This window comes from Kutzneria kofuensis (assembly GCF_014203355.1).
Lineage (GTDB): Bacteria > Actinomycetota > Actinomycetes > Mycobacteriales > Pseudonocardiaceae > Kutzneria > Kutzneria kofuensis.
Window position 1 is genome coordinate 5524968 of record NZ_JACHIR010000001.1, and the last position, 23379, is coordinate 5548346.

Below are 23379 nucleotides of genomic sequence, written 5' to 3' on the forward strand. Positions count from 1 at the left end.
TTGCGGGTCAGGCGGAGAGGGTGTACTGCTCGCTACCGAAGGTGCGCATGAGGTAGTCGCGGTCCACCGGTGGCGTGAAGTCGCCGGTCAGGCCCAGGCGGCGCAGGCCGAGGTCGTCGAAGCGCCGGCGGTACGACACGAACGGCAGGAACGTGCTCATCGTCTGGTAGACCAGCGATTCCCACGGCGCCGGCTGCTGCGGGGCGCTCGGCACGAACCGCCACGTGATCGGCAGGATGTCCTCGAAGAGCTCCTCGAACACGTCCGCCAGCACGGCCATCCGCACGTCCCGGGGATGCACGATGTGGTACGTGTCCACTCGGGACGTCGGCGGCTGCGCGGCGACCTCGACCATCAGCCGGGCGGCCTCTTCGACCTGCAGCATGTTCACCAGCGCCTGCGGGTCGCCGGGCACCCGCACGACCAGCCGCTCCCGGCTCTCGCCGGTCATCGCCAGCGTGTTGACCAGCTTGCGGGTCAACTGCAGGCCCGTGAGCAGCGGATGCGTCGGCAGGTGCGGGTGCGGCCGCTGGTCGGTGACGAGCACCGACGGCCGGTGCACGACCGCGGGCCGCCCGGTGCGCGCCGACCACTCCCGCACGGCGACCTCGGCCAGGTACTTCGACTCCTCGTAGCGGGTGGTGAAGCCGTACGAGTCGTCCAGGTCCTGCTCGTAGATCCGGCCGACCGGCCGCCGGCCGGCCACGCCGATGGTGCTGACGTGGTGCAGCATCGGTTTGCGCGCGCCGGCGTCGGCCAGCTCGATGATCCGCCGCGTGCCGACCGTGTTGGTCAGGTGCAGCCGCTGCGGGTCGGAGTTGAGGTCGATGGACGCCGCGCAGTGCCAGATCTCGTCCAGCTCGTCGGCGAGGCTCTGGAAGCGCTGCTGGGTCAGGCCCAGCCGCGGCCGCTCCAGCTCGACCACCACGGTGCGCAGGCGGGCGGCGATCTCGGCGATCGCGTCGTCCGTCCGGCCGCTGGCGCGCAGGTAGCGCACGATCCGCTCGCGGGCCGGAATGCCGCCGGGACGACTCAGCAGGATCACCGAGTCGTGCCGTTCCGCGAGGATCTCCAGCAACCGGGTGCCCAGCAGCCCGGTCGCGCCGGTAATGGCGATCGGCATGGTCGAGCGCTCCTTACTCACGAGGCCCCCTGTGCGGAATATAGGTCCGCTTGCCGATCACCACTCGTGATCTCGCTCGTATTGGTGAATCACCGCCGCTCAGCGGGCCCTTCCGGGTGTTCCGTGCCTACTGTGTTCGCAGGGCCCGGTGCTGATGCGTCATCCGGATACGGTCGGATCCGGCTGCACGGTTTCGTGTTCAACCAGCCGTGGACGGAATTCCCCGTGTGAATTCCATTCGCGTTCTCCTGGTTGGAGGAAAGCAGGAGAGGACGTCATTCATGCTCAGGAAACTGCTGGTCGTCGTGCCGGCACTGGCAATGGTCGCGGTCACGATAGGGTCCGCGTCCGCGACGACCGCATCGAGGCCCGCCACGGTGCCACTGTCGGCCGACCGGGCCGCGTGCACCGCGGACATGCCCGAGGTCAAGGCGCTGTCGACGTCGATGACCGACTTCGTCGCGGCGATCACCGCGACGCCGCCGGACCCGGCCAAGGTGCAGGGCATCATCGGCGACATGGTCAACGAGGTGGTCGCCCTGCAGAAGGCCGGCTGCCTGCCCCAGCTGCCCGGGACGCAGACGCGCGTGCAGGACCCGCAGCAGTGCCTGACGGCCGTCGTGAACGCCCTGGCCGCGCTGCTCAACGTGCTCGCCGCCAACATCGCCGTGCCGCCCGACCCCACCGCCGTCACCGGCGCCATCACCAAGCTCGGCGCCGCGGTGACCGCGATCAACAACAACAACTGCCTGCCGATCAAGCTGCCCGTGCCGGGCGCGCCCGGTGGCCTGCCGGCCCCGCCCGGCGGCACCCCGGCTCCGCCCGGTGGCCTGCCGGCGCCGCCGACCATCCCCGGCACCTGATCGAATCGCCGTTTCCGGGTCCGCCCAGCAGTGGGGCGGGCCCGGTTTCGTGTTCAGGACACGTCGAGGCGGGCGCGGATTCGTGCCACCCGGGGCCACCAGGGCGCGATTCGTTCCGCCTCGCCCAGCGTCAGCCGCGCCGTCGCGTTGTCGCCGGCGGCCATCTGCGCCCGGGCCAGCGTGGCCAGGTCGTCGGCCCGGCCCAGCGCGTCGTTGCCGAGCTCGATCGCCGTGTTGGCCAGGGCGATCGCCTTGGACACGTTGCCGCGCAACACTTCCACCAGCGCCTTGGCGCTGTTCAGCTTGTACGCCGGATAGGCCAGCTGCTCGGCGTCGGTGATCGCCCGCTCGGCCCAGCCCAGCCCCAGCTCCGGCTCCAGCTGGCCGGCCTCCACGGCGGCCGCGGCCAGGCCCGCCAGCCCGGCGGTGATCAGGGCGAAGTCCCGCTGCGGCAACCCCGGTTCGGCGAGCATGCCCAGCACCAGCTGCATCGCCTCGGCGTAGCGGCCGTGCGCCTCCAGCAAGACGACCCGCGCCATGGACAGCGACTGCCCCTCGGGCTGCAACTGCGCCAACGCATCGCACGCCGCCTGCGCGGCCGGCAGGTCGCCGGCCTGCACCGCCTTCGTCACGGCCGCGACCAGCGGGGCGGCGTCGATCTCGGCCGCCTCCCGGGGCTCCAGCCGCAGGTAGTGCAGCAGCACCCAGCCGGTCGAGGTCGCGGCGGCGTCACGGCGCGGGAACAGCGCGAGGAGCACCGCCGCCGCGCAGCCGACGGCCGCGCCCAGCCAGAACGGCCCGGACTCGGTGACGACGAGCAGTGCGGTCATGGCCACACCCAAGATCGCCGACACCAGGTAGGTGCCCCAGACCCGGGGCCGCACCGGCATCTTGCCCGGCCCGATGGTCACCGACAACATGATCGGCACGGCCCGTAGCGTGATCGTCCTGCCGGGTGTCGCCCAGTCGCGCAGCCGGGGCCCGAACCCGATCACAATGCGAGGCATCCTCGGACCGAGCGCCAGTCCGCCGGCGAGCACGCCCAGCTGCAGCACCGCCAGCCCGATCAGCGCCCCCGCGAGCAGGCCGGGCAGCGCCACCAGGGTCGCCGCCGGGGCGCGCTCCAGCGCGGCGACGACGATCACGGAGGCGACGGCCAACACCGTCCCAGGACGTACGCGGGGCACGAAACCTACAGACGCTACCCCGTGCCGCGTGGTTCCGGGCGAACGCGCCTAAGGTTCACGTATGGCGGTGAAGCGACCCAACCCGGCGCTCTGGCTCTGGTACTCGTTCGGGGGGCGGTTGCCGCAGGACTACCGCGAATGGGTGCTCGGCGACGTGATCAGCAAGACCTGGCTGCTCCGGCACCTGCTGCGGACCTTCCTGCGGCTGCTGATCCCGCTGGCCATCCTGTTCATCGTGCTGTCCCAGTTCGGCGGGCCGCTCTACATCATCCTGATGGCGCTGGCCCTCGGCCTGATCGTCGGCCTGTACTACTCGCTCAGCTACGCCTCCGAGGCCAACGACGCCAGGCTGCGCAAGTACGGCTACCCGCCCGCGTACGGCAGCACGATCAGGGACAACCGGTTCTCCGAGGAAGACCGCCCGGAGTGATCAGGGCACGGCCGGTCGCCCACCAGCCACCACCGGCAGGCCGGCCGCCACCCAACCCCGGAAGCCACCCACCAGATCCGTCGCCGTCTTCAACCCCAGCCGGTGCAGGTCCCGCGCGGCCAGGCTGGAGGCGTACCCCTCGTTGCACAGCACGATGACCTTCGTGTCCCCGTCGAGCCCCGGCAACCGGTGATCACTGGCCGGGTCGAGCCGCCACTCCAGGTGGATCCGCTCCACCGGCACCGAGCCGGGGATCTCGCCCTCGGCCGCCCGGTTCGCGATCGGCCGGATGTCGACCAGCAGCGCGCCGTCCTCCTGCAGTCGCCGCGCCTCGGCCGGGCCGACCCGGTCCAACTCGGCGCGCGCCTGCTCGAGGTACTCGTCGACGGTCACTTCACGTCCTCCAGGCTGGCGTACTCGCGGGTCGGCAGCAGCGGCGGCGAGTAGGCGTGCACGCTCGCGGCCGGCGCCACTCCGAGGTTACGCACCTGGTGCGCCCGCCCGCCGCTGAAGCCGACGGCCTCGCCCAGCTGCCGCTTCATGGTGCGGATCGGGCCGCCGGGGTAGCGGTAGTCCTCGGTCAGCTGCCCCTTGAGTACCGTGAACGAGCCGGCCGCGCCGCCGTGGTCGTGCGGCTCGGTGCCCTGCCCCGGCAGCCACGACAACAGCCACACCTCGACACCGCCGGTCAGCGCCAGCCGCGCCCACCAGCGCTGCGGCTCCTCGAACCTGAGCACGTCCAGCAGCGGCGTGGTCAGCTCGGTGGTGATCGTGCTGGTCAGGTCGCGCAGCTGGGACGGAGTCCACAGCGGACGCTCCGGCAGGATCAGGTCGCGCAGCAGCGGCAGGTCGAGGGCGGGGTGGACGTCGAGGTCGATGGCGAGGGTCACGGGGTGCTCCTGCGGGTCGCGGCACTGGGACGGCATGCGGGGACGCGACGGGCCGGCGGGCTCGCTACTCGAAGCAGGCGATCAGCGGCTGCGTCGCGTGCGGGTACACCCGCAGGAGGCGACGCGAACGAGGTCGACAACGAGGTCGCACCAGGTCGTTCTGGGCCGGATCATGTGTCGATGTTCGCATGGGTCGCACTGGCCTGGCGACCGCTTCCACCTGCTGAAATCATGTCGGTCACCGACGAATCCCCGCGCGTTCAGCCGCGGGTGTGCCAGCCGCGGTGGCGTTCGGCGAGCTTGCGCGCGTGGGCGGCGACGGTCTCGTCGCCGTAGTGCTCGGCGGTCACCAGCAGCACCTCGCACGTCCTCGGATGATCCGATCGCCACACCAGGTTCAGGAACTCGATCGTCTGCGCGGTGTCGCCGTGCTCGGCGACGGCGTCCAGCATCCGCGCCACGCCGCCGCCGTCGAGCAGCCCCGACAGCTCGACCACGTGTGCGTCCGCGATGCGCACCGCCGGCACGTCGCCGCCGTCCAATGCCTTGTGCCGCAACAGCCACAGCAGCGCCGGGCCGTCGTGCGGACCGCCCAGCAGCAGCCGCACCGGTGGCACCGTGCGCTTCTCACCGAATACGTCACCGCATGCCCTGATCGCCACCATCACGTCGGCCGTCGGCCGATCCGGGGTCGCGATCCGGCTGATCAGCTCGCGGGCGTTGTGCCGGTCCGGCTGCTCCATGCTCCACTCGCGCACGTCGTCGGCCCACTCGTCGCCGGCCGCCGGAAGCGCGTCGATCAGCTCGTCCACCGTGGACCACAGGGCGTCCGGCAGCACCCGCACCAGAAGCCCGTTCTCCTCGGCCACGTCCACCAGGATCGGCACCCCGCACGCCGTCAGCCGGGCCTCGCTGCCCAGCGAGAACATCAGGCCGCAGTCCATCAGGAAGTCGATCACGTCGCTCGGCACCGGCAGCTCAAGCAGGTCCAGCGAGCGGCGCGCGACCGCCGCCTTCACCAGCTCGATGCTCAGCTGCACCAGGCTGCGTCCCGGCAGCTTCGGATGCGCCGCGAACACCTTGCGGATGAGGTTCACCGAGTGCTTCTCGACCTTGCGCCACGCCGCCACCTGCACCAGGCGGCCCTTGAAGCGCCGCACCGCGCCCGCCGCCAACGCCCAGGCCAGCACCCGTGGCAGCTCCGCCGGGTCGACGCCCAGGGGGATCGCGATCTCGTCCGGCAGCTGACCCCGGCCGACCAGCTCGATGCCGTCCTCGCCGCACGCCTGCCGCAACTGGGCGAACCACACGAACACCGGCGCCCGCTCCGCCGCGAACCACTGCTCACGCTCGTTCGGCAGCCGCAGCGGGCCCACCGTGCGCTGCTCGACGCCGTCCAGCGCCTTCTTCACCTCGTCCGCCGGCAGCGTGCGGACGCGGGACACCAGCTCCGCGAACGTCAGCTCCTCGCCGCCCCGCACGTGCTGGAACAACGCCTTCGCCCGCACGTCGTAGGACACACGGTGCTCCGCCGCCTCCCAGACCTCGCCGCAGCGGTCGCCCATGTCGTCCGGCAGGTCGCTGTCCGTGGACAACATGCCGTAGCGGGCCAGGAACTCCAGCAGCGGACGCAGCGTCAGGGCTCCGTTCGCGCACACCGTCTCCGGCAGGGCCAGCCGGTCCGGCAGGTACTCCAGCAGGAAGCGGTCGATGTCGCGGACCGTCCAGCGGAAGTAGCCGTCGTTCGGGCCGAGGCTGCTCCAGTCCAGGGCCATGATGGCGTCCTGGACGTGCTCGACCGGCGTGTGCCGGTGCTCGGCCCACTCCAGGAACTGCGCGACCAGGTGGTCGCGGAGCTCGGGGTCGGTGCCCCACGGCTGCTGCATGGCGTCATCGTGTCAGAGGTCACCAATGGTGTGCGCCGCCTGTGCACGAACGGTCGCTCCCCGTGAAGAGTGGTTTTTCCCCGTCGGAGTTCACCGGGCCGGAACGATGAGTAGTCATGAACCAACCGTCCGGGGTGCGGCCGGACCCGGGGCTCACCCTGCTCGACCTGTACGAACAGGCGCTGCCCCAGGTCTACGGCTACCTGCTGGCCCGGTGCGGGCAGCGGCCGGTGGCCGAGGACCTGACCACCGAGGTGTTCCTCGCGGCCATGGACTCCTGCCGGCGCGGCAACGTCACCGAGGTCGGCACTAGTTGGCTGATCGGAGTCGCCCGGCACAAGCTCGTCGACCACTGGCGGCGGGTCGAACGCGAGCAGCGGGGGCTCCGGGTGCTCGGCGGGCTCGCCGCCGCGCCCGAGGACCCGTGGGATTCGCGGCTCGACGCCCTGTTCGCCCGAGAGGTGCTGGCCGAGCTTTCCGCCCAGCACCGGTCCGTGCTCACCCTGCGGTATCTCGACGGCCTCCCCGTGCCCGAGGTCGCCCGCTGCCTCGACCGGACCGTGCACGCCACCGAGGCGCTGCTCGTCCGGGCCCGGGGCGCTTTCCGTGCCCGCTACCAGCGCCGAGAGGAGGGCACCCGATGACCGACCCGTTCGAGGACCTGCTCGAGCCCGTGGTGCCGGTCGACCCGGATCCGCGGTTCGCGGCGAGCCTTCGGGCCCTGCTCGAGGCTGCCCTTCTGTCAGGAGGAACCATGCCCGCCACCGCCGTTCAGGGCGATGTCGTCTACGCGTCCGTCTGGTCCCCCGACGCCACCCGCGCCGGCGCCTTCTACTCGTCCGTGCTCGGCTGGCGGATCTCCGCCGACGGGCGCTCCGTCGTGGGTCTGGGCCAGCACCTGGGCCTGTGGTCCGACCCGCGGCGCACCACCTTCCTCAGCCACGCCGTTTCCGACATGGACGCCGCCATCGCCCGGGTCCGGGCCGCCGGCGGTTCCGCCGAGCAAGCCGTGCAGGAGCCCTTCGGCCTCAGCGCCATGTGCGTCGACAACCAGGGCCTGCCCTTCGCCCTGCACCTCGGCAACCCTGTTCCCCGTGCGGAGTCGTCCGCCCAGGGCGAGATCGTGTACCTCACCATGTTCGTCCGCGACTCCGTCTCCGCCCGGGAGTTCTACGGCTCCGTCTTCGGCTGGACGTTCACGCCCGGCCGGGTCGACGACGGCTGGCAGGTCCAGGGTCCGCACCCCATGTTCGGCCTGCAGGGCGGCCACCCCGAAGCCGCTGTGTTGCCCATGTACGCCGTCGACGACGTCCACGCCGCCGTCTCTCGCGTCCGCGCCGCCGGCGGCACCGCCACCGACCCCGTGCAGATGCCTTACGGCATCACCTCCGACTGCGTCGACGACCAGGGCCTGCGCTTCTACCTGGGCCAGTTCTGACGCCCGCTCCCCGTGCACGTGAGTGGCTCACTTGCCCCCGAAGCCGCACCTGAGCCACTCACGTGACCCCGAGAAGCCACGTAAGCCACTCACGTGACCCCGAGAAGGCACGTGAGCCACTCACGTGCGCCCGAGAAGCGCAAGTAAGCCACTCACGTGCCCCGCCTACTTGCTGGTGCGGGGGACGCGGAGCAGGAGCGTGGTGCGGCCGGGAAGTTGGATCTTGGCGCCGGAGGCCAGCGGGGTTTGATCGACGGGAGTGCCGTCGGGGGTGCCGCTGTCCAGCATGGGTTCGAAGACCGGGCCGAATTCGGCCGGGGGCAGGGTGAACTCGCACGGGTCGCCGCCGGCGTGCAGGACGATGAGCCAGGAATGGTCGGAGACGAGCTCGCCGGATTTGGTGCGGGACAGGCAGTTGGCGCCGTCGATCCAGACGCCGAGAGTCCGCCGGTCGTCGTCGAACCAGTCGGTCTCGGCCATTTCCGTGCCGTCGGGACGCAGCCACACCAGGTCGGGCTCGCCGCTGGGGGTGATGCGGCCGTCGAAGAACTGGGGCTGCCGAAGCGCGGGGGACACGGCGCGCAGACCGACGAGGCGTTGCACGAAGGCAAGGAGGTCCGACGCGGTGGAATCCAGGGACCAGTCCACCCAGGACATTTCGTTGTCCTGGTTGTACGCGTTGTTGTTGCCGTCCTGGGTCCGCCACATCTCGTCGCCGGCGGTCATCATCGGCGTGCCCATGGACAGCAGCAGGGTGGAGATGAGGTTGCGGGCCTGGCGGGCCCGCAGGGCGAGGACGTCGGGCTCGGAGGTCTCCCCCTCGGCGCCGCAGTTCCACGACCGGTTGTCGTTGGTGCCGTCCCGGTTGTCCTCGCCGTTGGCCTCGTTGTGCTTGTCGTTGTACGACACCATGTCCCGCAGCGTGAAACCGTCGTGCGCGGTGATGAAGTTGATCGACGCCCACGGCCGTCGGCCGTCGTCGGCATAGAGGTCGCTGGAACCGGTCAAGCGGTATGCCAGATCCCGCACGCCGACGGCCCCGCGCCAGAAGTCCCGGACGGTGTCGCGATAACGGCCGTTCCACTCGGCCCACTGCACACCGAAGGCGCCGACGCGATATCCGTCGCCGGTGGCGTCCCACGGCTCGGCGATGAGCTTGCAGCTGGCCAGCAACGGATCGCACGCGATGGCGGTCAGCAACGCCGCATTGGGGTCGAACGGCCCGGCGCCGGGACGGCCCAGAACGGACGCGAGGTCGAACCGGAAACCGTCGACACCCAACTCACCGGCCCAGTACCGCAGCGAATCGGTGACCAGTCGCACGACAGTCGGCGAACCGGCGTCCAGGGTGTTGCCGCAGCCGGTGATGTCCAGCCCACGGCCGCCGTCGCCGTGCGCGTAGTACGCGGGGGCGTCCAGCCCGCGGAAACACAGCGTCGGTCCCTCGAAACCGGACTCGCAGGTGTGGTTGAACACCACGTCGACGATGACCTCGATGCCGGCGGCGTGCAGGGACGCCACCATGGTCCGGAACTCCTCGACCTCACGACCGGGCTCGCTGGCATATCCGGCATAAGGGGCGAAGAATCCGAGCGGCGAGTACCCCCAGTAGTTGTGGCGACCGGCTGTCATCAGCGACGGCTCGTCCACAAACGTGTGCACGGGCATCAGCTCGACGGCGGTCACGCCGAGCCGCACCAGGTGCTCCACCACGGCCGGGTGCGCCAGCCCCAGGTAGGTGCCGCGCAGGTGCTCGGGCACGTCCGGATGCCGCCGGGTGTAGCCGCGCACGTGCAGCTCGTAGAAGACGGACTCCTCGAACGGCACCTCGGGCTTCACGCCGGTCGCGGGCCCGCCCGGAGACGTCACGACGGACAGCGGCACGCTGCCCAGCGAATCCACCGTTGAGGCCGGCCCGGTCATGGCGTTGTCGACGTAGCCGAGCGCCGCCTCGAGACTGGTCAGTTCCCCAGTGATGCGTTTCGCGTACGGGTCGACGAGCAGCTTCGCCGGATTGTGGCGAAGACCACGTGTCGGGTCGTACGGGCCGTGCACGCGGTAGCCGTACTGCTGCCCCGGCAGCACGCCGTGCACGACGCCGTGCCACACGCCGAAGGTTCGTTCCGTCAGCTCAACGCGCCTTTCCTGACCGTTGTCGAGTAAGCACACCTCCACGGCCTCGGCCGTCGAGGAGGCCACGGCGAAACGCACCCCGCCGCCCTCGGGGTGCGACCCGAGGGGGAAGGGGCGTCCGGCCAACATCATCGGGTCCGGCGCAGGGTTGGCAACCACGTCGCGATCTTCCCCGACCTGGTGCCCCGGTGCCAGGCCACGTCCGGCGGGTTGTGAACAATGGGCTCGTGACCGAGCCGATCAGTGCGGATGTCGATCTCGTCGTGGCGATGGAGAAGGTCAGCGTGCGGCGCGGCAGGACCACCCTGGTGCGTGGCATCGACTGGCGTGTCGAGCTGGACGAGCGGTGGGTGGTGCTGGGCCCGAACGGGGCCGGCAAGACCACCCTGCTGCGGCTGGCCGGCGCCGAGATGCACCCGACCACGGGGACGGTGCACGTGCTCGGCGAGAAGCTGGGCCGCACCGACGTGTTCGAGCTGCGTCCCCGCATCGGCGTCTGCTCGTCCGCGCTGGCCTCGCGGGTGCCGCCCGAGGAGAAGGTGCTGGACGTGGTCGTCAGCGCCGGCTACGGCGTCATCGGGCGCTGGCGTGAGCAGTACGACACCATGGACACCGGCCGCGCCGAGGAGCTGCTGGCCGCACTGGGCATCAAGCACCTGGCCGAGCGCATGTTCGGCACGCTGTCCGAGGGCGAGCGCAAGCGCACGCTGATCTCCCGGGCGCTGATGACCGACCCGGAGATGCTGCTGCTCGACGAGCCCGCCGCGGGCCTCGACCTGGGCGGCCGCGAGGACCTGGTGGCCCGGCTGTCGGAGTTCGCCTACGACCCGGACGCGCCGGCGATGGTGCTGGTCACCCACCACGTGGAGGAGATCCCGCCGGGCTTCACGCACGCGCTGCTGCTGCGCGAGGGCGGCGTCGTGGCGCAGGGCCTGATCGACGACGTGATCACCGCCGAGAACCTGTCGGCCACCTTCGGCCAGGATCTTGAGCTGGACAAGGCCGGCCACCGCTTCTTCGCCCGCCGCCGCACCGGCGCCTGACGGTGGGAACGGACCATTCCCAAACTCCGAGTTGAGGAATGGTCCGTTCCGAGCGAAACATCGGGTGGCTACTGGGCGGTAGCCTGCCGGTCAGGATGTCTGAGGAGGACAGATGGCTGAGTTCGTCCGGCTAGAGGTGGACGGCGGGATCGGCACCATCCGCCTGGAGCGGCCGCCGATGAACGCGCTGAACATGCAGGTCCAGGAGGAGATCCGGGCCGCGGCGGCGGAGGCGTCCCGGCGCGACGACGTGCGTGCGGTGATCGTCTACGGCGGGCAGAAGGTGTTCGCGGCCGGCGCGGACATCAAGGAGATGGCCACGCTGTCCTACGCCGAGATGGCGGCCCGGGCCCAGCAGCTGTCCTCCGCGGTCGGCGCGGTGGCGGAGATCCCCAAGCCGACGGTGGCGGCGATCACCGGCTACGCCCTGGGCGGCGGCTTCGAGCTGGCGCTGTGCTGCGACCGCAGGATCGCCGGCGACAACGCCAAGGTCGGCCAGCCGGAGATCCTGCTCGGCATCATCCCGGGCATGGGCGGCACGCAGCGGCTGGCCCGGCTGATCGGCCCGAGCAAGGCCAAGGACCTGATCTACACCGGCCGGTTCGTGGCGGCCGACGAGGCGCTGGCCATCGGCATGGTGGACGAGGTCGTCGCCCCGGACGACGTGTACGAGGCGGCCAAGCGCTGGGCGTCCCAGTTCGCCGAGGGCCCGGCCCGCGCGCTGGCGGCGGCCAAGGCGGCCATCGACGGCGGCCTCGACGGGGACCTGGCCAGCGGCCTGAAGCTGGAGAGCCACCTGTTCGCGGCCCTGTTCGCCACCGACGACCAGGCCGCCGGCATGCAGTCGTTCATCGAGAACGGTCCGGGAAAGGCGAAGTTCAGTGGCAAGTGACGTGCAGGACCCTGCCCCCAACCCGCACGCCACCGAGGAGCAGGTGCAGGCCGCCTGGGACGACCCCAAGCTGGCCAACGTGCTCTACCACGACTGGGAGGCGGGCACCTACGACGAGAAGTGGTCCATCTCCTACGACCAGCGCTGCATCGACTACGCCACCGACCGGTTCCGGATGGTGGCGGGCGACCGCGGCTGGCCCTACGGGCGGGCGTTGGAGCTGGGCAGCGGCACCGGGTTCTTCCTGCTGAACCTGATGCAGGGCGGGGTGGCGCAGAAGGGCTCGGTGACCGACCTGTCGCCGGGCATGGTGCAGGTGGCGCTGCGCAACGCCGAGAACCTGGGCCTGGACGTGGACGGCCGGGTCGCCGACGCCGAGCGCATCCCGTACGACGACAACACGTTCGACCTGGTCGTGGGGCACGCGGTGCTGCACCACATCCCGGACGTGCAGGCGGCGATGGCCGAGGTGCTGCGGGTGCTCAAGCCGGGTGGGCGGTTCGTGTTCGCCGGTGAGCCGACCAAGGTCGGCGACTTCTACGCTCGCAAGCTGGGCCAGGTCACCTGGTGGCTGACCACGAACGTGACCAAGTTCGGGCCGCTGAACTCGTGGCGGCGGCCGCAGGAGGAGCTGGACGAGTCCTCCCGCGCGGCGGCCCTGGAGGCCGTTGTCGACCTGCACACGTTCGATCCGGCCGAGCTGGAGCGGACGGCCCGCGCGGCGGGCGCGCGCAACGTCAAGGCGGTCACGGAGGAGCTGTCGGCGGCGCTGTTCGGCTGGCCGGTGCGCACCTTCGAGGCGGCGGTTCCGCGCGAGAAGCTGGGCTGGGGCTGGGCGATGTTCGCCTACAAGACCTGGCAGCGGCTGTCCTGGCTGGACGAGAACCTGCTGGCCAAGGTGATGCCGCGGGAGCTGTTCTACAACGTGCTGGTGACCGGGACCAAGCCGGGTGGGGTATGAGTTCTCCGCCGCCGACGTCGACTTCCTGACGTCGGCGGCGGGCCGGTCCGCGCTGGCCGAGGTCGGCGCGCTGCCGCTGACCGCCGCCTCGCGGCTGGCCGACGTGGCCGCGGCCCGCAAGATCGTGCCCGACTTCGCCGCGGCCGTGCTGGAAACGGCTGTGCTGCGCCGAAAGGCCGTGGCGAAACTGTCCTCTTCGGACGACTGGCTGTTCACCGACGCCGCGTTGCAGCAGGCGACGCCGTCGCCCGTCGCGGAGCATCGGGCCCGGCGGCTGCGCGGTCGCGACGTGCATGACGTGACGTGTTCGATCGGCGCTGACCTGACCGTGGTGGCCCGTGTGGCCAGGCGCTGCATTGGGTCCGATGTGGACTCCGTGCGGCTGAGGATGGCGCGCCACAACGCATCTGCGGCCGGCGTCGATCCGCTGCTCGTGCGGGCCGACGCACTGCGACCGTCCACTGGAGACACTGTGGTCGTCGCGGACCCGGCGCGGCGGGACACTGCGGGGCAGAGGAAGTGGCGCGCCGCCGATCTCGTGCCGCCGCTGGACGATCTCGTCGACGCCTACCGTGGCCGGGACCTGGCCGTGAAGTGTTCGCCGGGCATGGACTTCGACGCGGCGCCGTGGGCCGACGAGGTCGAACTCGTCTCGCTGGACGGCCAGGTTCGCGAGGCCTGCCTGTGGACGGGCTCGCTGGCCACGGTATCCAGAAGGGCAACGGTTCTGCGCACGAACGGTCCCGAGTGGACGATCACCTCCGACGAGCCCGACGACTGCCCGGTCACGCCCGTCGGCGCCTGGATCGTCGACCCGGACGGCGCCGTGGTGCGGGCCGGCCTGGTCCGGCACTACGCGGCCCGGCACGGGTTGTCCCAGCTCGACCCGCACATCGCCTACCTGACCGGGGACCGCCCGCCGCCCGGCATCCGGGCGTTCGAGGTGCTGGAACACGGCCACTACAGCGAGAAAGCCCTGCGTGCGGTGCTGCGACGCCACCGGATCGGGCGACTGGAGATCCTCGTCCGAGGCCTTGACGTTGATCCCAACACGCTGCGACCTCGGCTGAAGCTCGCCGGCGACGCCGAGGCGACCGTGGTGCTCACGAGGATCGGTCACACCCCGACCGCGGTGCTCTGCCGCGCGCACGCAACCACCTGAGGTGTCGCACGTCCTCTCATCGGGTACTCGAAACGCTGAGTACAACTGGAGGCGAATGTCCATGACCAGGTCACTCGGTATCGCGGCGGTCGCTGGAGTCATGGCGGTGGGCCTGCTCACCGCGGCGTGCGGCAGCCCGAGAACGACCAACGCCTCGTCCGACACCTCGACCACGTCCTCCTCGGCCACGGCGACCAGCACGACGGCCAGTTCGGCGGCGGACACCGGCGCCAACACGGCTTCCGGCGCCAAGGGCGACGGCTCCGGCGGCGCGAACGCGGCCAACGGCCAGTGCCTGACCGGAAACCTGAAGGTCACGGCGGGCGGCGGCGACGCGGGCGCGGGCCACTCGTTCATCCCGATCGTGTTCACCAACACCGGCTCGGCGCCGTGCACCATCGCGGCCTACCCCGGCGTGTCCTTCGTGACCGGTGACGACGGGCGCCAGGTCGGCGACCCGGCCACTCGCGTGTCGGCGAGCGCTCCCACGGTGACGCTGCAGCCCGGCCAGGCCGCGTCGGCGGCGCTGAGCATCACCAACCCCGGCGTGTACGACCCGGCGCAGTGCAAGCCGGTCGCGGTGCGCGGCCTGCGGGTCTACCCGCCGAACAACACCGCGGCCGCCTTCGTGCCGCTGTCCGGTGACGTGCAGGGCTGCTCCGGGCACGTGCCGAACCAGGAACCGTTGAAGATCAAGCCGGTGGTGGCGGGCGCGAACGCGCAGTGAGTGCTGGGCGGCCCCTGACCAGGGGCCGCCCCCAGCTCAGCCCAGGATGCGGCTGAGCACGAACTCGCCGAGTTCGGCGGTGTCGGCCTCGAAGGCCACGTCGATCAGCCGGCGCGGCGACTCGACGTAGCCGCGCTGGTCGATGATCGTCGCCCCACGGCCGGGGCCGTGCGAGCAGTCGACCTCGATCGGGCACGCCGTCGTGCGGAGAATGCCCGGTGAGATGGCCTCGGCCAGCGCGATGGCGTCGTGCAGCACCATGCCGTCGACGCCGAGCACCCGCCGGTAGGTCTCCCGGTACGACGGCGTCAGCGCGCTCAGGCCCTTGGCCACCGCGCCGCCGGCGGCCAGGCGGTCCAGCCAGGCCGCGTCCACCGCGCAGCGGTGCGTCAGGTCGAGCGGCACCAGCACGGTCGGCACGTCTTCCTCGGCGAGCACGCGATGTGCCGCCTCTGGATCGCTCCAGACGTTGAATTCGGCGGCCGCGGTGGTGTTTCCGCCCTTCGCGCCGCCGCCCATCGCCACAATGCGACCGATCTTCGGCTTCAGCTCGGGGTGCACCGCCAACAGCAGCGCCACATTGGTCAGCGGGCCGATCGGCGCGATGGTCACGGGCTCGGTGGCCTGGCGCAGCAGATCCGCCATCAACTCGACGGCGTGCCGGCCGTCCACGTCGTGCGCGGCCGCCGGCAGCGTGTCGGCGGCGCCGGACAGGCCGTCGTTGCCGTGCACGGTGCTCGCGCGGTGGACGGTCGGATGCACCAGCGGGCGGTCCGCCCCGGCCGCCACCGGCACGTCCGGGCGGCCGCACAGCGCCAGCAGGCGCAGAGCGTTCGCGGTGGTGTGCGACAGCGCCACGTTGCCGAAGACGGTGGTCACCGCGAGCAGGTCAACCTCGGGGCTGGCGGCCGCCAGCGCGATGGCGAAGGCGTCGTCGATGCCTGGGTCGGTGTCGATGATCAGTGGCGTCATAAGGTGCAGCGTATGACGAGCATGTGGGGCGCATCGCTGGCTTCACGGCGTCGCGCCCGCCGCCGCGACCCCGAGCAGGCGCGCTTCCTCACCATGGCGTCGCTGCGCTGGATGCTGCGCAACCGGGCGTACACGCCGTGGTACCTGGTGCGGTACTGGCGGCTGTTCAAGTTCCGGCTGGCCAATCCGCACGTGGTGCTGCGCGGCATGGTGTTCCTCGGGAGGAACGTGGAGCTCCACTGCCGTCCCGGCTACGGCCGGCTCGAGGTCGGGCGCTGGGTGCACATCGGCGACGGCAACTCCATCCGCTGCCACGAGGGCTCGCTGCGGATCGGCGACAAGGTCGTGTTCGGCAAGGACAACACCGTCAACTGCTACCTGGACGTGGAGATCGGCGCCGCGACGCTGGTCGCCGACTGGGTGTACGTGTGCGACTTCGACCACGTCGTCGCCGACATCACCATGCCGATCAAGGACCAGGGCATCGTCAAGACGCCCGTGCGGATCGGGCCGGACTGCTGGCTCGGGGTGAAGACGACCGTGCTGCGCGGCACCCGCATCGGCCGGGGCTGCGTGCTCGGCGCGCATGCCGTCGCCCGTGGCGAGATCCCCGACTACTCCATCGCCGTCGGCACGCCGGCTCGGGTCGTTCGGGACCGCCGCGCCGACTACGAGGCGGATGCCGAGCGCCGCGCCGCCGTGGCGGACATGGCCCGCAAGGCCGACGAGGCGTTGAAGCAGGCGCTCAGCGACACCCCCTGAGCTGGCGTCAGTGGAAGGCGTTGCCGGTGGCGATCTTGGGGCGGCCCAGGATGCCGTGGTCGCGGATCTGAGCCGCCGAGTAGACGGCCACCGTGCCCTCGGCGATGCGGCCCCAGTCGAAGTCGGTGCCGAGGCGAGTCTTGGCGGCGCGAGCGCGGCGTTGGGCGGCCGCGGGGTCGTCCAGCACGCCCCGTACCGCCGCGGTCAGGCCGTCGACGTCGGCCGGCGCGAACGACGACCCCGTCCTGCCGTCGACCACAACCTCGCCGAGGCCGCCGGCCGTGGACGCCACCAGCGGCGTGCCGGCGGCAGCGGCCTCCAGGGCGACGATGCCGAACGGCTCGTAGCGGCTGGGCAGCACGACGGCGTCCGCTGCGGACAGCACGGCCGCCAGTTCACGGTCGGACAGGTGCCCGGCGAACTCCACCGCGCGCAGCACCCGGTGCTTGCGGGCCTGGTCGGCCAGCCACTGCGCATGGCTGCCCGTGCCGGCGACGACCAGCCGGGTGCCGGGGTGGCTGCGCCGAATCCGGGCCAGGCCGGCGATCAGGTCCTGCACGCCCTTCTCCCACTCCAGACGTCCGAAGAACAGCAGCAGCGGCGCGTCGGGAGCCCCGTGCCGCTCGCGCGCCGCCGCCACGTCCGCCGGCCGCACCCGCCACCGTCGCGGCTCGATTCCGTTGTGCAGCACCGTGATCGTGTCCGGGTCCACGTCGAACAGGTGCGTCACCTCGGCTCGCATCGCCGCCGAGCACGTGATCAGGCTGTCCGCCCGGTTGGCCAGCCACCACTCCACCGAGTGCACCTGCTGGTTCAGCGGCTGCGACAGCCAGCCGCTGTGCCGGCCCGCCTCCGTCGCGTGGATCGTGGCGACCAGCGGCACCTCCGCTGCCTCGCTCAGCGCCACCGCCGGGTGCGTCACCAGCCAGTCGTGGGCGTGCACCACGTCCGGCTGCCACGTGCGCAGCAGCCGCAGGCCCTCGCGGATCATCCCGTGGCCCATCGCCAGCGTCCACGCCACCAGATCGCGCTCGAACACCAGGTGCGGCGGGTCCTCCGCGATCCTGATCACCCGCACCCCGCCCGACGCGAAGTCGGAGGTCGGGTTCGTCGCCGCGTCGCTGCCCGTCGGCTGCCGGCACAGCACCACCACCTCGTGGCCCTGCTCGCCGAGCTTGCGGGCCAGCGCGTGCACGTGCCGGCCCAGCCCGCCGACCACGACCGGCGGGTACTCCCAGGACAGCATGAGGATCCGCATGACCAGGGGATCCTGCCATGTCCGGCACCGGGGCTACTCATCGGTAGCCCCGGTTGCCCGAAACTCCCCGTGAGAACCGGTTCTAGCGCAGCTCGTCGACGAACTTCGCGACGTCGAGGGTGCCGACGCCGGTGGCGTGGTCGTAGCCGGGGACTGCCGGGTAGCCCTTCGACCCGGTCTGGCCGGTGGTCACGTCGACGATTCCCTTGGCGTGCCGGGCATTGAGCCGGTAGATGTCGTTGTCGATCTGGCCGACGCGGTGGCCGAGGGCCTGGTCGGCGAGGGCGACGACGCCGGCGAACAGGGGCGAGGACTGGCTGGTGCCGCCGCCGAGCCACCAGCCGGGCGCCGCCGGGTCGTAGCTGGAGTAGATCCACAGGCCGCCGTCGGGGTCGGCGTCCATGCTGATGTCGGGGGTGCCGCGCTTGGCGCCGACGACGGACTTCACCGAGTTCTGGAACGAGGGACGGTCGAACACCTGCGACACGTAGCCGCCGCTGCCGGTCCAGGCGCTGTCGGCGGTCAGCCGCTTGCCGGAGTTGTCGAGGTCGAGGTGGGTGCCGCCGACGGCGGTGACGAGGGGATCGGAAGACGGCCAGAACCCGCCGCTGCCGGCCTGGGCGCCGCCACCGTCGCCGGAGCTGGCGGTGAGCGTGACGCCGTGCCGGGCGGCGTTCTGGAAGGCGTAACGGAGCGTGGTCAAGGACGTGTAGTCGCCGACCTCGTAGCCGGGGAAGTGCCGCTCGCCGGTACCCCAGCTCATCGACACGACGTCACCCTCGCCGACGTCGACGAGGTGGTTGATGGCGCTCATCATCTCGGGCACGCCGACGGGGCCGTCGGTCTCGGCGATGCCGGTCTCGACCAGCACGATCTTCGCGCCGGGGGCGATGGCGTGCGCGGACTCGACGTCGAGGGTGCTCTCGCCGGCCCAGCCGCTCTGGTCGTCGTCGGTCGGGTCGAACGGCGGCACCTCGCCCCACTTGAGCACCTCGACCTGGGTGTCGGGCAGCCCGAACTGCTTGTCGAACACCTCGAGGTCGTGCTGGACGGTGGGCGAGCCGAACGAGTCGACGATCACGATCGTGCGACCCTTGCCGGTGATTCCCTTGGCGTGCAAGGGGTTCACGTTGTAGGCGGCCTGGAGCTGGGCCGGCGAGTAGCAGTGCCGGGCCAGCTGGGCGAGGCACTGGTCGGTGGGCAGCGGCGCGGGCTGCACCGCGCTGTGCTGCAACGGGATCATGGGCGTGGCGGCGGCGACCGCCCCGGTGGCGGGCAGTGTGGCCGCGATCAGGGCGGCGACCAGCGCGGTTCGTGTTGACTTGGACACGGAGCGCCACCGTAGTGGCGGGGAAGGTGTGTCAACACCCTCTTGCGTCTAGAGTTCCGAACAAGCCGTCACGAACGCGCAGCTCGGCGGCGACATCGACCGCTTTTTCCCGGGCGCCAAGGCGAATCAGGTCCGCCAGGTGGGAAAACCCGTCGGCATGGGTTGACGCGCGGTGCCGGGCGTAGTCGGCCGCCGAGTCCTTGGTGACCATGAACGCCCAGTCGCTGGACAGGGCCAGCAGCGCCTCCCGCAGCAGCTGATCGGCCACGGGATCGCGGACATCGCTGGGGCGCAACGTGTCCAGCAGCGTGCGCTGCAGCCGGGCGTTGGCGTCGACCATGTCCGCCACCTGCTCGCCGTCCCAGACCCGCCAGTCCTTGCCCGAACCCCAGGACGACGCCGGCAGCTCAACCGGCCCGCCCAGGTGGCCGGCCTCCAGTGCGCCACGCAGGGTGGTCACCCGCACCCCGGCCTCGGGTAACGCCGTCAGCACGGCGTCCAGCCAGGCCGGCCCCTCGTGCCACCAGTGCCCGAACAGCTCGGTGTCGTACGCGGCGACCACAAGTCCCGGTTTCGGCAACGAACGCAACCTTCGCACCACCGTGTCCACGAAGTCGGCGGCGTGCCGCTGGACGGCGAGAGCCGCCAGCTCCGGCTCGTACGGCCGCTTCTCCTCCGGTGGCACGTTCTTCCCGGTCACCCGCGACGGCTTCAACCCGGACGGGTGGTCGTACGTGTGGAAGTCGCGGTAGACGGGATCGCCGGGGTAGCCGGCCTTCGGCGACCACACCCGGTACGTGACCTCGAGGTCGCGGCCGAAGCAGACCACGTCGCTGTCGCCCACGGTGTGCGCGGCGGAGGTGTCGCCGTGCAGCGCCGGACCGTCCACAAGGAACCGTTGCACGCCGGCCGCGGCATAACCCTGTTCCATGCCAGGGGAATAGCCGCACTCCGGGGCCCAGATGCCGGCCGGCCGGGTGCCGATGCGGTGCTCGGTGTCGGCGAGGCCGGTGTTCAGCGCGAACCGCCGGATCCGTTCGTCCAGCAGCGGTTGGAACGGATGCGTCGCCGGGCCGCCGAGCAGTTCGATCACGCCGCTGTCCACCAGTCCACGAAGGACCGTCGAAAACCCGTGCCGCCACTTGGTTTCGAAGTCCGTCAACGCCTTCGCCGACGCCCGATGCTCCGCCGCCGCGAGGTCCTTCAGCAGCGGATCCGTCCACCGCGTCGCCGCGAAGTCCGCCCGCAGCTGCCAGTTGCCCAGCCAGTCGTGGAACGCCCGCAGGCAGTACGGGTCGTCCAGCTGCGCCGCGAGCACCGGCGTCACGCCGAGCGTCAGCACATCGCGCTTTCCCTGCGCCGCATAGCGTTCGAGCAGGTCGACCACCGGCAGGTAGGAGTGCGCCCAGGCCTGGTAGAGCCATTCCTCGCCGACCGGCCAAGAGCCGTGGTGCGCCAGCCAGGGCAGGTGGCTGTGCACCACCAGGCAGAAGGTCCCCTCCTCGGTCACGGCTTCACCGCCACCGCGACCAGGTCCAGGCTGCCGTCCACGTCGTCCTCCGTGATCACGAAGTCGTCCGCGTCGACCGCCTTGACCTCGGTCAGCAGGTCGTCCGGCCAGCCCTGATCGCCGAGCACCACCTCGACCTGGCGCTCGATGATCGTGTCGTCGATGCCCGGGCCGTGCCGCAGCCCCGCCAGCGTCTGCACCTCGAAGCCGGCCCCTCGAAGCAGGGAGTCCAGTTCGGACGGTGACAGTTCCCTGGTGTGGAACGGGTTCAACGGCGTGTCCCGTCCGGGAGAGAAGGTGATCCGGTTGGGCGTGGTCAGCAGCAACCGACCGCCCGGCCGCAGCACCCGCCGGCACTCGACCAGAAACCCGTGCTGGTCCCACAGGTGCTCGATCACCTGAAGGTTCGCCACCACGTCCACCGACGCGTCGGCCAGCGGCAGCGCCGCCAGGTTGCCGCGGACCGCGCCCACACGCGGGTAGGCACGGCGGACGTGCTCCGCCGTCAACCGGTCGTAGTCCAGCGCCACGACCTGGCGAGCAACCCCCGCCAGCAGGTCCGCGCCGTAGCCCTCGCCGCAGCCCGCCTCCAGCACCGTCGCGCCCGCGCAGTGCGGCGCCAGCGCCAGGTACGCCGCCTCGTGCCGGCGGAACCAGTAGTTCTCCTCCGGGATGCCCGGGACGGTTCGTTCCCCGGTCAGGGGCAGCGGCTCGGCTGTCACGCCGCGAACCCTACCTGCCGGTAGCCGGGGCGCTGACCCGGAGCACGTTGCCGTCCGGGTCGTGCAGGCGCATCTCGTACATGCCCCACGGCCGCACCACCGGCGGCTCCGCCACCCGCGCGCCCCGATCCGCCCACTCCTGGAACAGGCCGTCCACCTGCTCGGCCGTGTGCACGTCCAGGTGCAGCCGGGTCGTGTGCTCGCCGGGGTTCTGGGTCAGCAGGATCTGGACCCCGTCCCGGCCGACCAACGCCGTTCCGGGCTGGTCCGGCTCGTCGTCGTCGAGAAACCGCGCCTCGGGGTCCGACCACCGCCAGCCGATCCGGAACCCCAGCACCTCGGCGTAGAAGCGCAGGCTGACGGCCACGCTGTCGACCAGCAGGTTCGGCCGGCAGGCGAAGATCACCTCGTCGGAATTCGGATGCATGGCGGCAAGCATGCTGCTGCACTGGGGCGCATGCCAGGTCTGACGCTGCCGGGAGTGGAGATGCGGACCTCGTTCGTCGAGGCGATGCGGGAGTTCCAGGCCGAGGGGCGCGGGCAGGAACATGACCGGTCGACCGTCGGCGACGAGATCAGGGACAACCGCTGGGCTACCCCGGAGGGGTTCTCGGAGTTCGTGGCGGACCTGCGGGCCAAGGCCGTCGTGGAGCCCCCGCCGGGGCGAGTGCGCGGGACGACCTGGTGGTGGTGCGAGGGCACGACCTACCTGGGGCGGATCGCGCTCCGGCACGAGCTGACGGAGTCGCTGCGCAAGAAGGGCGGCCACGTCGGCTACGACGTCCGGCCGACGGCCCGCCGGCAGGGGCACGCCACCGCGATGCTGGCGGCGGTGCTGCCGAAGGCCCGGGAACTGGGCATCGACCGGGCCCTGATCACGTGCGACGAGGACAACATCGGCTCGCGGCGGGTGATCGAGGCCAACGGCGGCGTGCTGGAGTTCGCCGGCGACGGCATCCGCCGCTACTGGCTCGCCACCTGAACCCCGGCGAGTCCCGCTTACCGTCACACCGAATGCAAGGTTCGAGCAGAAGTGAGCCTCGAGTCTCGCTTCTGCCGGAAACCTGCATTCGGTGTGTCTGAGAGCGGGACTCGCGGGGGTCGACCCCGGGGCTAGACCGGGGACACGGTTACGCCGAGAGCGCCGGGGCCGAGGTGCGCGAACACCGCGGAACTCGCCTGGGTGAGCACGAAGTTGCGGGCGCGCGGGATCCGGGCCTTGAGCGTGTCCAGCAGCGTCACCGCCCGCTCGTCCGGGCCGTAGTGCTGCACGGCCACGTCCACCTGGTCGTTGCCGGCCCGCTTGACGGCGGCGTCCACCAGCTTCTTGATCGCACGGTCGGTGCCCAGCGCGCGGCCGGACGGCGCGACCTGGCCGTTCTTTATGGTCAGCAGCGGTTTCATCGACAGCGCGGTGCCCAGCAGCGCCTGCGCGGCCCCGATCCGCCCACCCTTGCGCAGGTACTCCAGCGTGTCCACGTAGATCAGCTCGGTGCCGGTGGAGTATCTCCGCTGGGCGGCGGCGATCACCTGCCGCACGTCCCAACCGGCGCCGGCGGCCTGGGCGGCGGCCAGCGCCGCGTACCCGAGGCTCATGCTGATCGCCGAGGTGTCCACGACGTGCACGGGCACGCTGGCCTGTGCCGCCGCCTGTCTGGCCACCTCGCACGTCTGCGACATCTTCTCCGAGATGTGCAGCGACACCACGGCATCCACGCCCTGCGCGGCGGCGTCCTGGTAGGTCCAGAAGAACGCGCCGGGATCCGGTGGCGAGGTGGACACCGCCCTCCCGGCCTGCATGGCCTTGATCAAGTCCTCTGGCGCGACCCACGCCTCCTCGTCGAACCGATCTCCCACCTGGAGCTGTAACTGAACAACGGCCACTCCCGATGTAGCAGCCAGTTGCGGCGGAAGACAGGCGCTGGAGTCGGTCACGACGGCTACACGACGCCTCATGGGCTAGCAGGCTATCCGGGCTCACGCATGCCTGCATATGGGTGACGTCCGTTCGGACGTGTCGCCGTTCCCCGCGCACGCCCGTGTAGTGCGAGGATGCGCGTGAGAACTCTCACGCCACCGGAGTGCTTGCC

The 23379-nt window shown here is 71.2% G+C and carries 24 protein-coding genes; 11 read left to right on the forward strand and 13 right to left on the reverse strand.

Annotated elements, in window-relative coordinates; all coding sequences use genetic code 11:
• Nucleotides 1–7: 7 nt before the first annotated feature.
• Nucleotides 8–1123 (reverse strand): SDR family oxidoreductase, encoded by a 1116-nt coding sequence (locus BJ998_RS25595; protein ID WP_184865596.1) that lies wholly within the window; start codon nt 1121–1123, stop codon nt 8–10.
• Between the two features lie 281 nt (nt 1124–1404).
• Here BJ998_RS25595 and BJ998_RS25600 point away from each other — a divergent pair, with 281 nt between their 5' ends.
• Complete coding sequence (locus tag BJ998_RS25600; protein ID WP_184865598.1) at nt 1405–1986, forward strand: hypothetical protein; 582 nt, start codon at nt 1405–1407, stop codon at nt 1984–1986.
• Between the two features lie 53 nt (nt 1987–2039).
• Here the strand turns inward: BJ998_RS25600 and BJ998_RS25605 are convergent, their stop codons facing one another.
• Nucleotides 2040–3149: a hypothetical protein gene (locus tag BJ998_RS25605; protein ID WP_184865600.1), complete on the reverse strand. Its 1110-nt coding sequence runs from the start codon at nt 3147–3149 to the stop codon at nt 2040–2042.
• Nucleotides 3150–3234: 85 nt separating this feature from the next.
• Between BJ998_RS25605 and BJ998_RS25610 the strand changes: the two genes are divergently transcribed.
• Nucleotides 3235–3603 (forward strand): DUF5313 family protein, encoded by a 369-nt coding sequence (locus BJ998_RS25610; protein ID WP_184865602.1) that lies wholly within the window; start codon nt 3235–3237, stop codon nt 3601–3603.
• On the opposite strand, the gene BJ998_RS25615 is transcribed toward BJ998_RS25610, so the two are convergent.
• The 3 genes from BJ998_RS25615 to BJ998_RS25625 all read right to left on the reverse strand — a co-directional run bounded on the left by BJ998_RS25615 (nt 3604) and on the right by BJ998_RS25625 (nt 6379).
• Complete coding sequence (locus BJ998_RS25615) at nt 3604–3996, reverse strand: rhodanese-like domain-containing protein (RefSeq protein WP_184865604.1); 393 nt, start codon at nt 3994–3996, stop codon at nt 3604–3606.
• Complete coding sequence (locus tag BJ998_RS25620; protein ID WP_312890325.1) at nt 3993–4493, reverse strand: cysteine dioxygenase; 501 nt, start codon at nt 4491–4493, stop codon at nt 3993–3995. Before BJ998_RS25620 ends, BJ998_RS25615 begins: the two co-directional genes overlap by 4 nt.
• A gap of 260 nt (nt 4494–4753) precedes the next feature.
• Nucleotides 4754–6379, reverse strand: coding sequence for a hypothetical protein (locus tag BJ998_RS25625; protein ID WP_184865608.1), 1626 nt, complete (start codon nt 6377–6379; stop codon nt 4754–4756).
• Between the two features lie 116 nt (nt 6380–6495).
• Between BJ998_RS25625 and BJ998_RS25630 the strand changes: the two genes are divergently transcribed.
• Both BJ998_RS25630 and BJ998_RS25635 read left to right on the forward strand, forming a co-directional pair.
• Complete coding sequence (locus BJ998_RS25630; protein ID WP_184865610.1) at nt 6496–7023, forward strand: RNA polymerase sigma factor; 528 nt, start codon at nt 6496–6498, stop codon at nt 7021–7023.
• Nucleotides 7020–7817 carry a VOC family protein gene (locus BJ998_RS25635; RefSeq protein ID WP_184865612.1) on the forward strand — a complete coding sequence of 266 codons (798 nt, stop codon included), beginning with the start codon at nt 7020–7022 and terminating at the stop codon, nt 7815–7817. Before BJ998_RS25630 ends, BJ998_RS25635 begins: the two co-directional genes overlap by 4 nt.
• 165 nt (nt 7818–7982) lie before the next feature.
• Here BJ998_RS25635 and glgX read toward each other — a convergent pair whose 3' ends face one another.
• A complete protein-coding gene (gene glgX / locus BJ998_RS25640) occupies nt 7983–10082 on the reverse strand; it encodes a glycogen debranching protein GlgX (protein ID WP_184868929.1) in 2100 nt (699 codons plus the stop codon).
• Between the two features lie 95 nt (nt 10083–10177).
• On the opposite strand from glgX, the gene BJ998_RS25645 reads away from it, so the two are divergent.
• From BJ998_RS25645 to BJ998_RS25665, 5 genes are all read left to right on the forward strand, one after another.
• On the forward strand, nt 10178–10993 hold the full coding sequence (locus BJ998_RS25645; RefSeq protein ID WP_376775904.1) for an ABC transporter ATP-binding protein: 816 nt from the start codon (nt 10178–10180) through the stop codon (nt 10991–10993).
• Between the two features lie 112 nt (nt 10994–11105).
• A complete protein-coding gene (locus BJ998_RS25650) occupies nt 11106–11885 on the forward strand; it encodes an enoyl-CoA hydratase/isomerase family protein (protein ID WP_184865614.1) in 780 nt (259 codons plus the stop codon).
• 1 nt (nt 11886) lies between these two features.
• Nucleotides 11887–12846: a class I SAM-dependent methyltransferase gene (locus BJ998_RS25655; protein ID WP_312890327.1), complete on the forward strand. Its 960-nt coding sequence runs from the start codon at nt 11887–11889 to the stop codon at nt 12844–12846.
• The gene (locus BJ998_RS25660) at nt 12836–14008 is read left to right on the forward strand and encodes a THUMP-like domain-containing protein (protein WP_184865618.1); all 1173 of its coding nucleotides are present in this window, start codon (nt 12836–12838) and stop codon (nt 14006–14008) included. Before BJ998_RS25655 ends, BJ998_RS25660 begins: the two co-directional genes overlap by 11 nt.
• A gap of 61 nt (nt 14009–14069) precedes the next feature.
• Complete coding sequence (locus tag BJ998_RS25665; RefSeq protein WP_184865620.1) at nt 14070–14735, forward strand: DUF4232 domain-containing protein; 666 nt, start codon at nt 14070–14072, stop codon at nt 14733–14735.
• A gap of 36 nt (nt 14736–14771) precedes the next feature.
• Here BJ998_RS25665 and BJ998_RS25670 read toward each other — a convergent pair whose 3' ends face one another.
• Nucleotides 14772–15707: a nucleoside hydrolase gene (locus tag BJ998_RS25670; protein ID WP_184865622.1), complete on the reverse strand. Its 936-nt coding sequence runs from the start codon at nt 15705–15707 to the stop codon at nt 14772–14774.
• Between the two features lie 12 nt (nt 15708–15719).
• On the opposite strand from BJ998_RS25670, the gene BJ998_RS25675 reads away from it, so the two are divergent.
• On the forward strand, nt 15720–16469 hold the full coding sequence (locus tag BJ998_RS25675; protein ID WP_184865624.1) for an acyltransferase: 750 nt from the start codon (nt 15720–15722) through the stop codon (nt 16467–16469).
• Nucleotides 16470–16476: 7 nt separating this feature from the next.
• Here BJ998_RS25675 and BJ998_RS25680 read toward each other — a convergent pair whose 3' ends face one another.
• The 5 genes from BJ998_RS25680 to BJ998_RS25700 all read right to left on the reverse strand — a co-directional run bounded on the left by BJ998_RS25680 (nt 16477) and on the right by BJ998_RS25700 (nt 21716).
• Nucleotides 16477–17727, reverse strand: a complete 1251-nt coding sequence (locus BJ998_RS25680) for a glycosyltransferase family 4 protein (RefSeq protein WP_184865626.1) — start codon at nt 17725–17727, stop codon at nt 16477–16479.
• 82 nt (nt 17728–17809) lie between these two features.
• On the reverse strand, nt 17810–19057 hold the full coding sequence (locus BJ998_RS25685; protein ID WP_221338124.1) for a S53 family peptidase: 1248 nt from the start codon (nt 19055–19057) through the stop codon (nt 17810–17812).
• 31 nt (nt 19058–19088) lie between these two features.
• The gene (locus tag BJ998_RS25690) at nt 19089–20567 is read right to left on the reverse strand and encodes a 1,4-alpha-glucan branching protein domain-containing protein (RefSeq protein WP_184865629.1); all 1479 of its coding nucleotides are present in this window, start codon (nt 20565–20567) and stop codon (nt 19089–19091) included.
• Entirely contained in the window at nt 20564–21289 is a 726-nt protein-coding gene (locus BJ998_RS25695) for a class I SAM-dependent methyltransferase (protein WP_184865631.1), read from the reverse strand. The genes BJ998_RS25690 and BJ998_RS25695 overlap by 4 nt, the downstream gene beginning before the upstream one ends.
• A gap of 10 nt (nt 21290–21299) precedes the next feature.
• Nucleotides 21300–21716 (reverse strand): VOC family protein, encoded by a 417-nt coding sequence (locus tag BJ998_RS25700; RefSeq protein ID WP_184865633.1) that lies wholly within the window; start codon nt 21714–21716, stop codon nt 21300–21302.
• A gap of 30 nt (nt 21717–21746) precedes the next feature.
• On the opposite strand from BJ998_RS25700, the gene BJ998_RS25705 reads away from it, so the two are divergent.
• Nucleotides 21747–22271, forward strand: a complete 525-nt coding sequence (locus BJ998_RS25705; protein WP_184865635.1) for a GNAT family N-acetyltransferase — start codon at nt 21747–21749, stop codon at nt 22269–22271.
• A 131-nt stretch (nt 22272–22402) separates the two neighbouring features.
• On the opposite strand, the gene BJ998_RS25710 is transcribed toward BJ998_RS25705, so the two are convergent.
• The gene (locus tag BJ998_RS25710) at nt 22403–23245 is read right to left on the reverse strand and encodes a DegV family protein (protein WP_184865637.1); all 843 of its coding nucleotides are present in this window, start codon (nt 23243–23245) and stop codon (nt 22403–22405) included.
• Between the last annotated feature and the right edge of the window lie 134 nt (nt 23246–23379).

Coding starts and splice junctions, on each gene's coding strand:
- BJ998_RS25675 (WP_184865624.1), top strand. CDS start 15,720: ATGACGAGCATGTGGGGCGCATCGCTGGCTTCACGGCGTCGCGCCCGC.
- BJ998_RS25710 (WP_184865637.1), bottom strand. CDS start 23,245: ATGAGGCGTCGTGTAGCCGTCGTGACCGACTCCAGCGCCTGTCTTCCG.
- BJ998_RS25665 (WP_184865620.1), top strand. CDS start 14,070: ATGACCAGGTCACTCGGTATCGCGGCGGTCGCTGGAGTCATGGCGGTG.
- BJ998_RS25670 (WP_184865622.1), bottom strand. CDS start 15,707: ATGACGCCACTGATCATCGACACCGACCCAGGCATCGACGACGCCTTC.
- BJ998_RS25600 (WP_184865598.1), top strand. CDS start 1,405: ATGCTCAGGAAACTGCTGGTCGTCGTGCCGGCACTGGCAATGGTCGCG.
- BJ998_RS25595 (WP_184865596.1), bottom strand. CDS start 1,123: ATGCCGATCGCCATTACCGGCGCGACCGGGCTGCTGGGCACCCGGTTG.
- BJ998_RS25680 (WP_184865626.1), bottom strand. CDS start 17,727: ATGCGGATCCTCATGCTGTCCTGGGAGTACCCGCCGGTCGTGGTCGGC.
- BJ998_RS25635 (WP_184865612.1), top strand. CDS start 7,020: ATGACCGACCCGTTCGAGGACCTGCTCGAGCCCGTGGTGCCGGTCGAC.
- BJ998_RS25625 (WP_184865608.1), bottom strand. CDS start 6,379: ATGCAGCAGCCGTGGGGCACCGACCCCGAGCTCCGCGACCACCTGGTC.
- BJ998_RS25700 (WP_184865633.1), bottom strand. CDS start 21,716: ATGCATCCGAATTCCGACGAGGTGATCTTCGCCTGCCGGCCGAACCTG.
- BJ998_RS25630 (WP_184865610.1), top strand. CDS start 6,496: ATGAACCAACCGTCCGGGGTGCGGCCGGACCCGGGGCTCACCCTGCTC.
- glgX (WP_184868929.1), bottom strand. CDS start 10,082: ATGATGTTGGCCGGACGCCCCTTCCCCCTCGGGTCGCACCCCGAGGGC.
- BJ998_RS25705 (WP_184865635.1), top strand. CDS start 21,747: ATGCCAGGTCTGACGCTGCCGGGAGTGGAGATGCGGACCTCGTTCGTC.
- BJ998_RS25650 (WP_184865614.1), top strand. CDS start 11,106: ATGGCTGAGTTCGTCCGGCTAGAGGTGGACGGCGGGATCGGCACCATC.
- BJ998_RS25610 (WP_184865602.1), top strand. CDS start 3,235: ATGGCGGTGAAGCGACCCAACCCGGCGCTCTGGCTCTGGTACTCGTTC.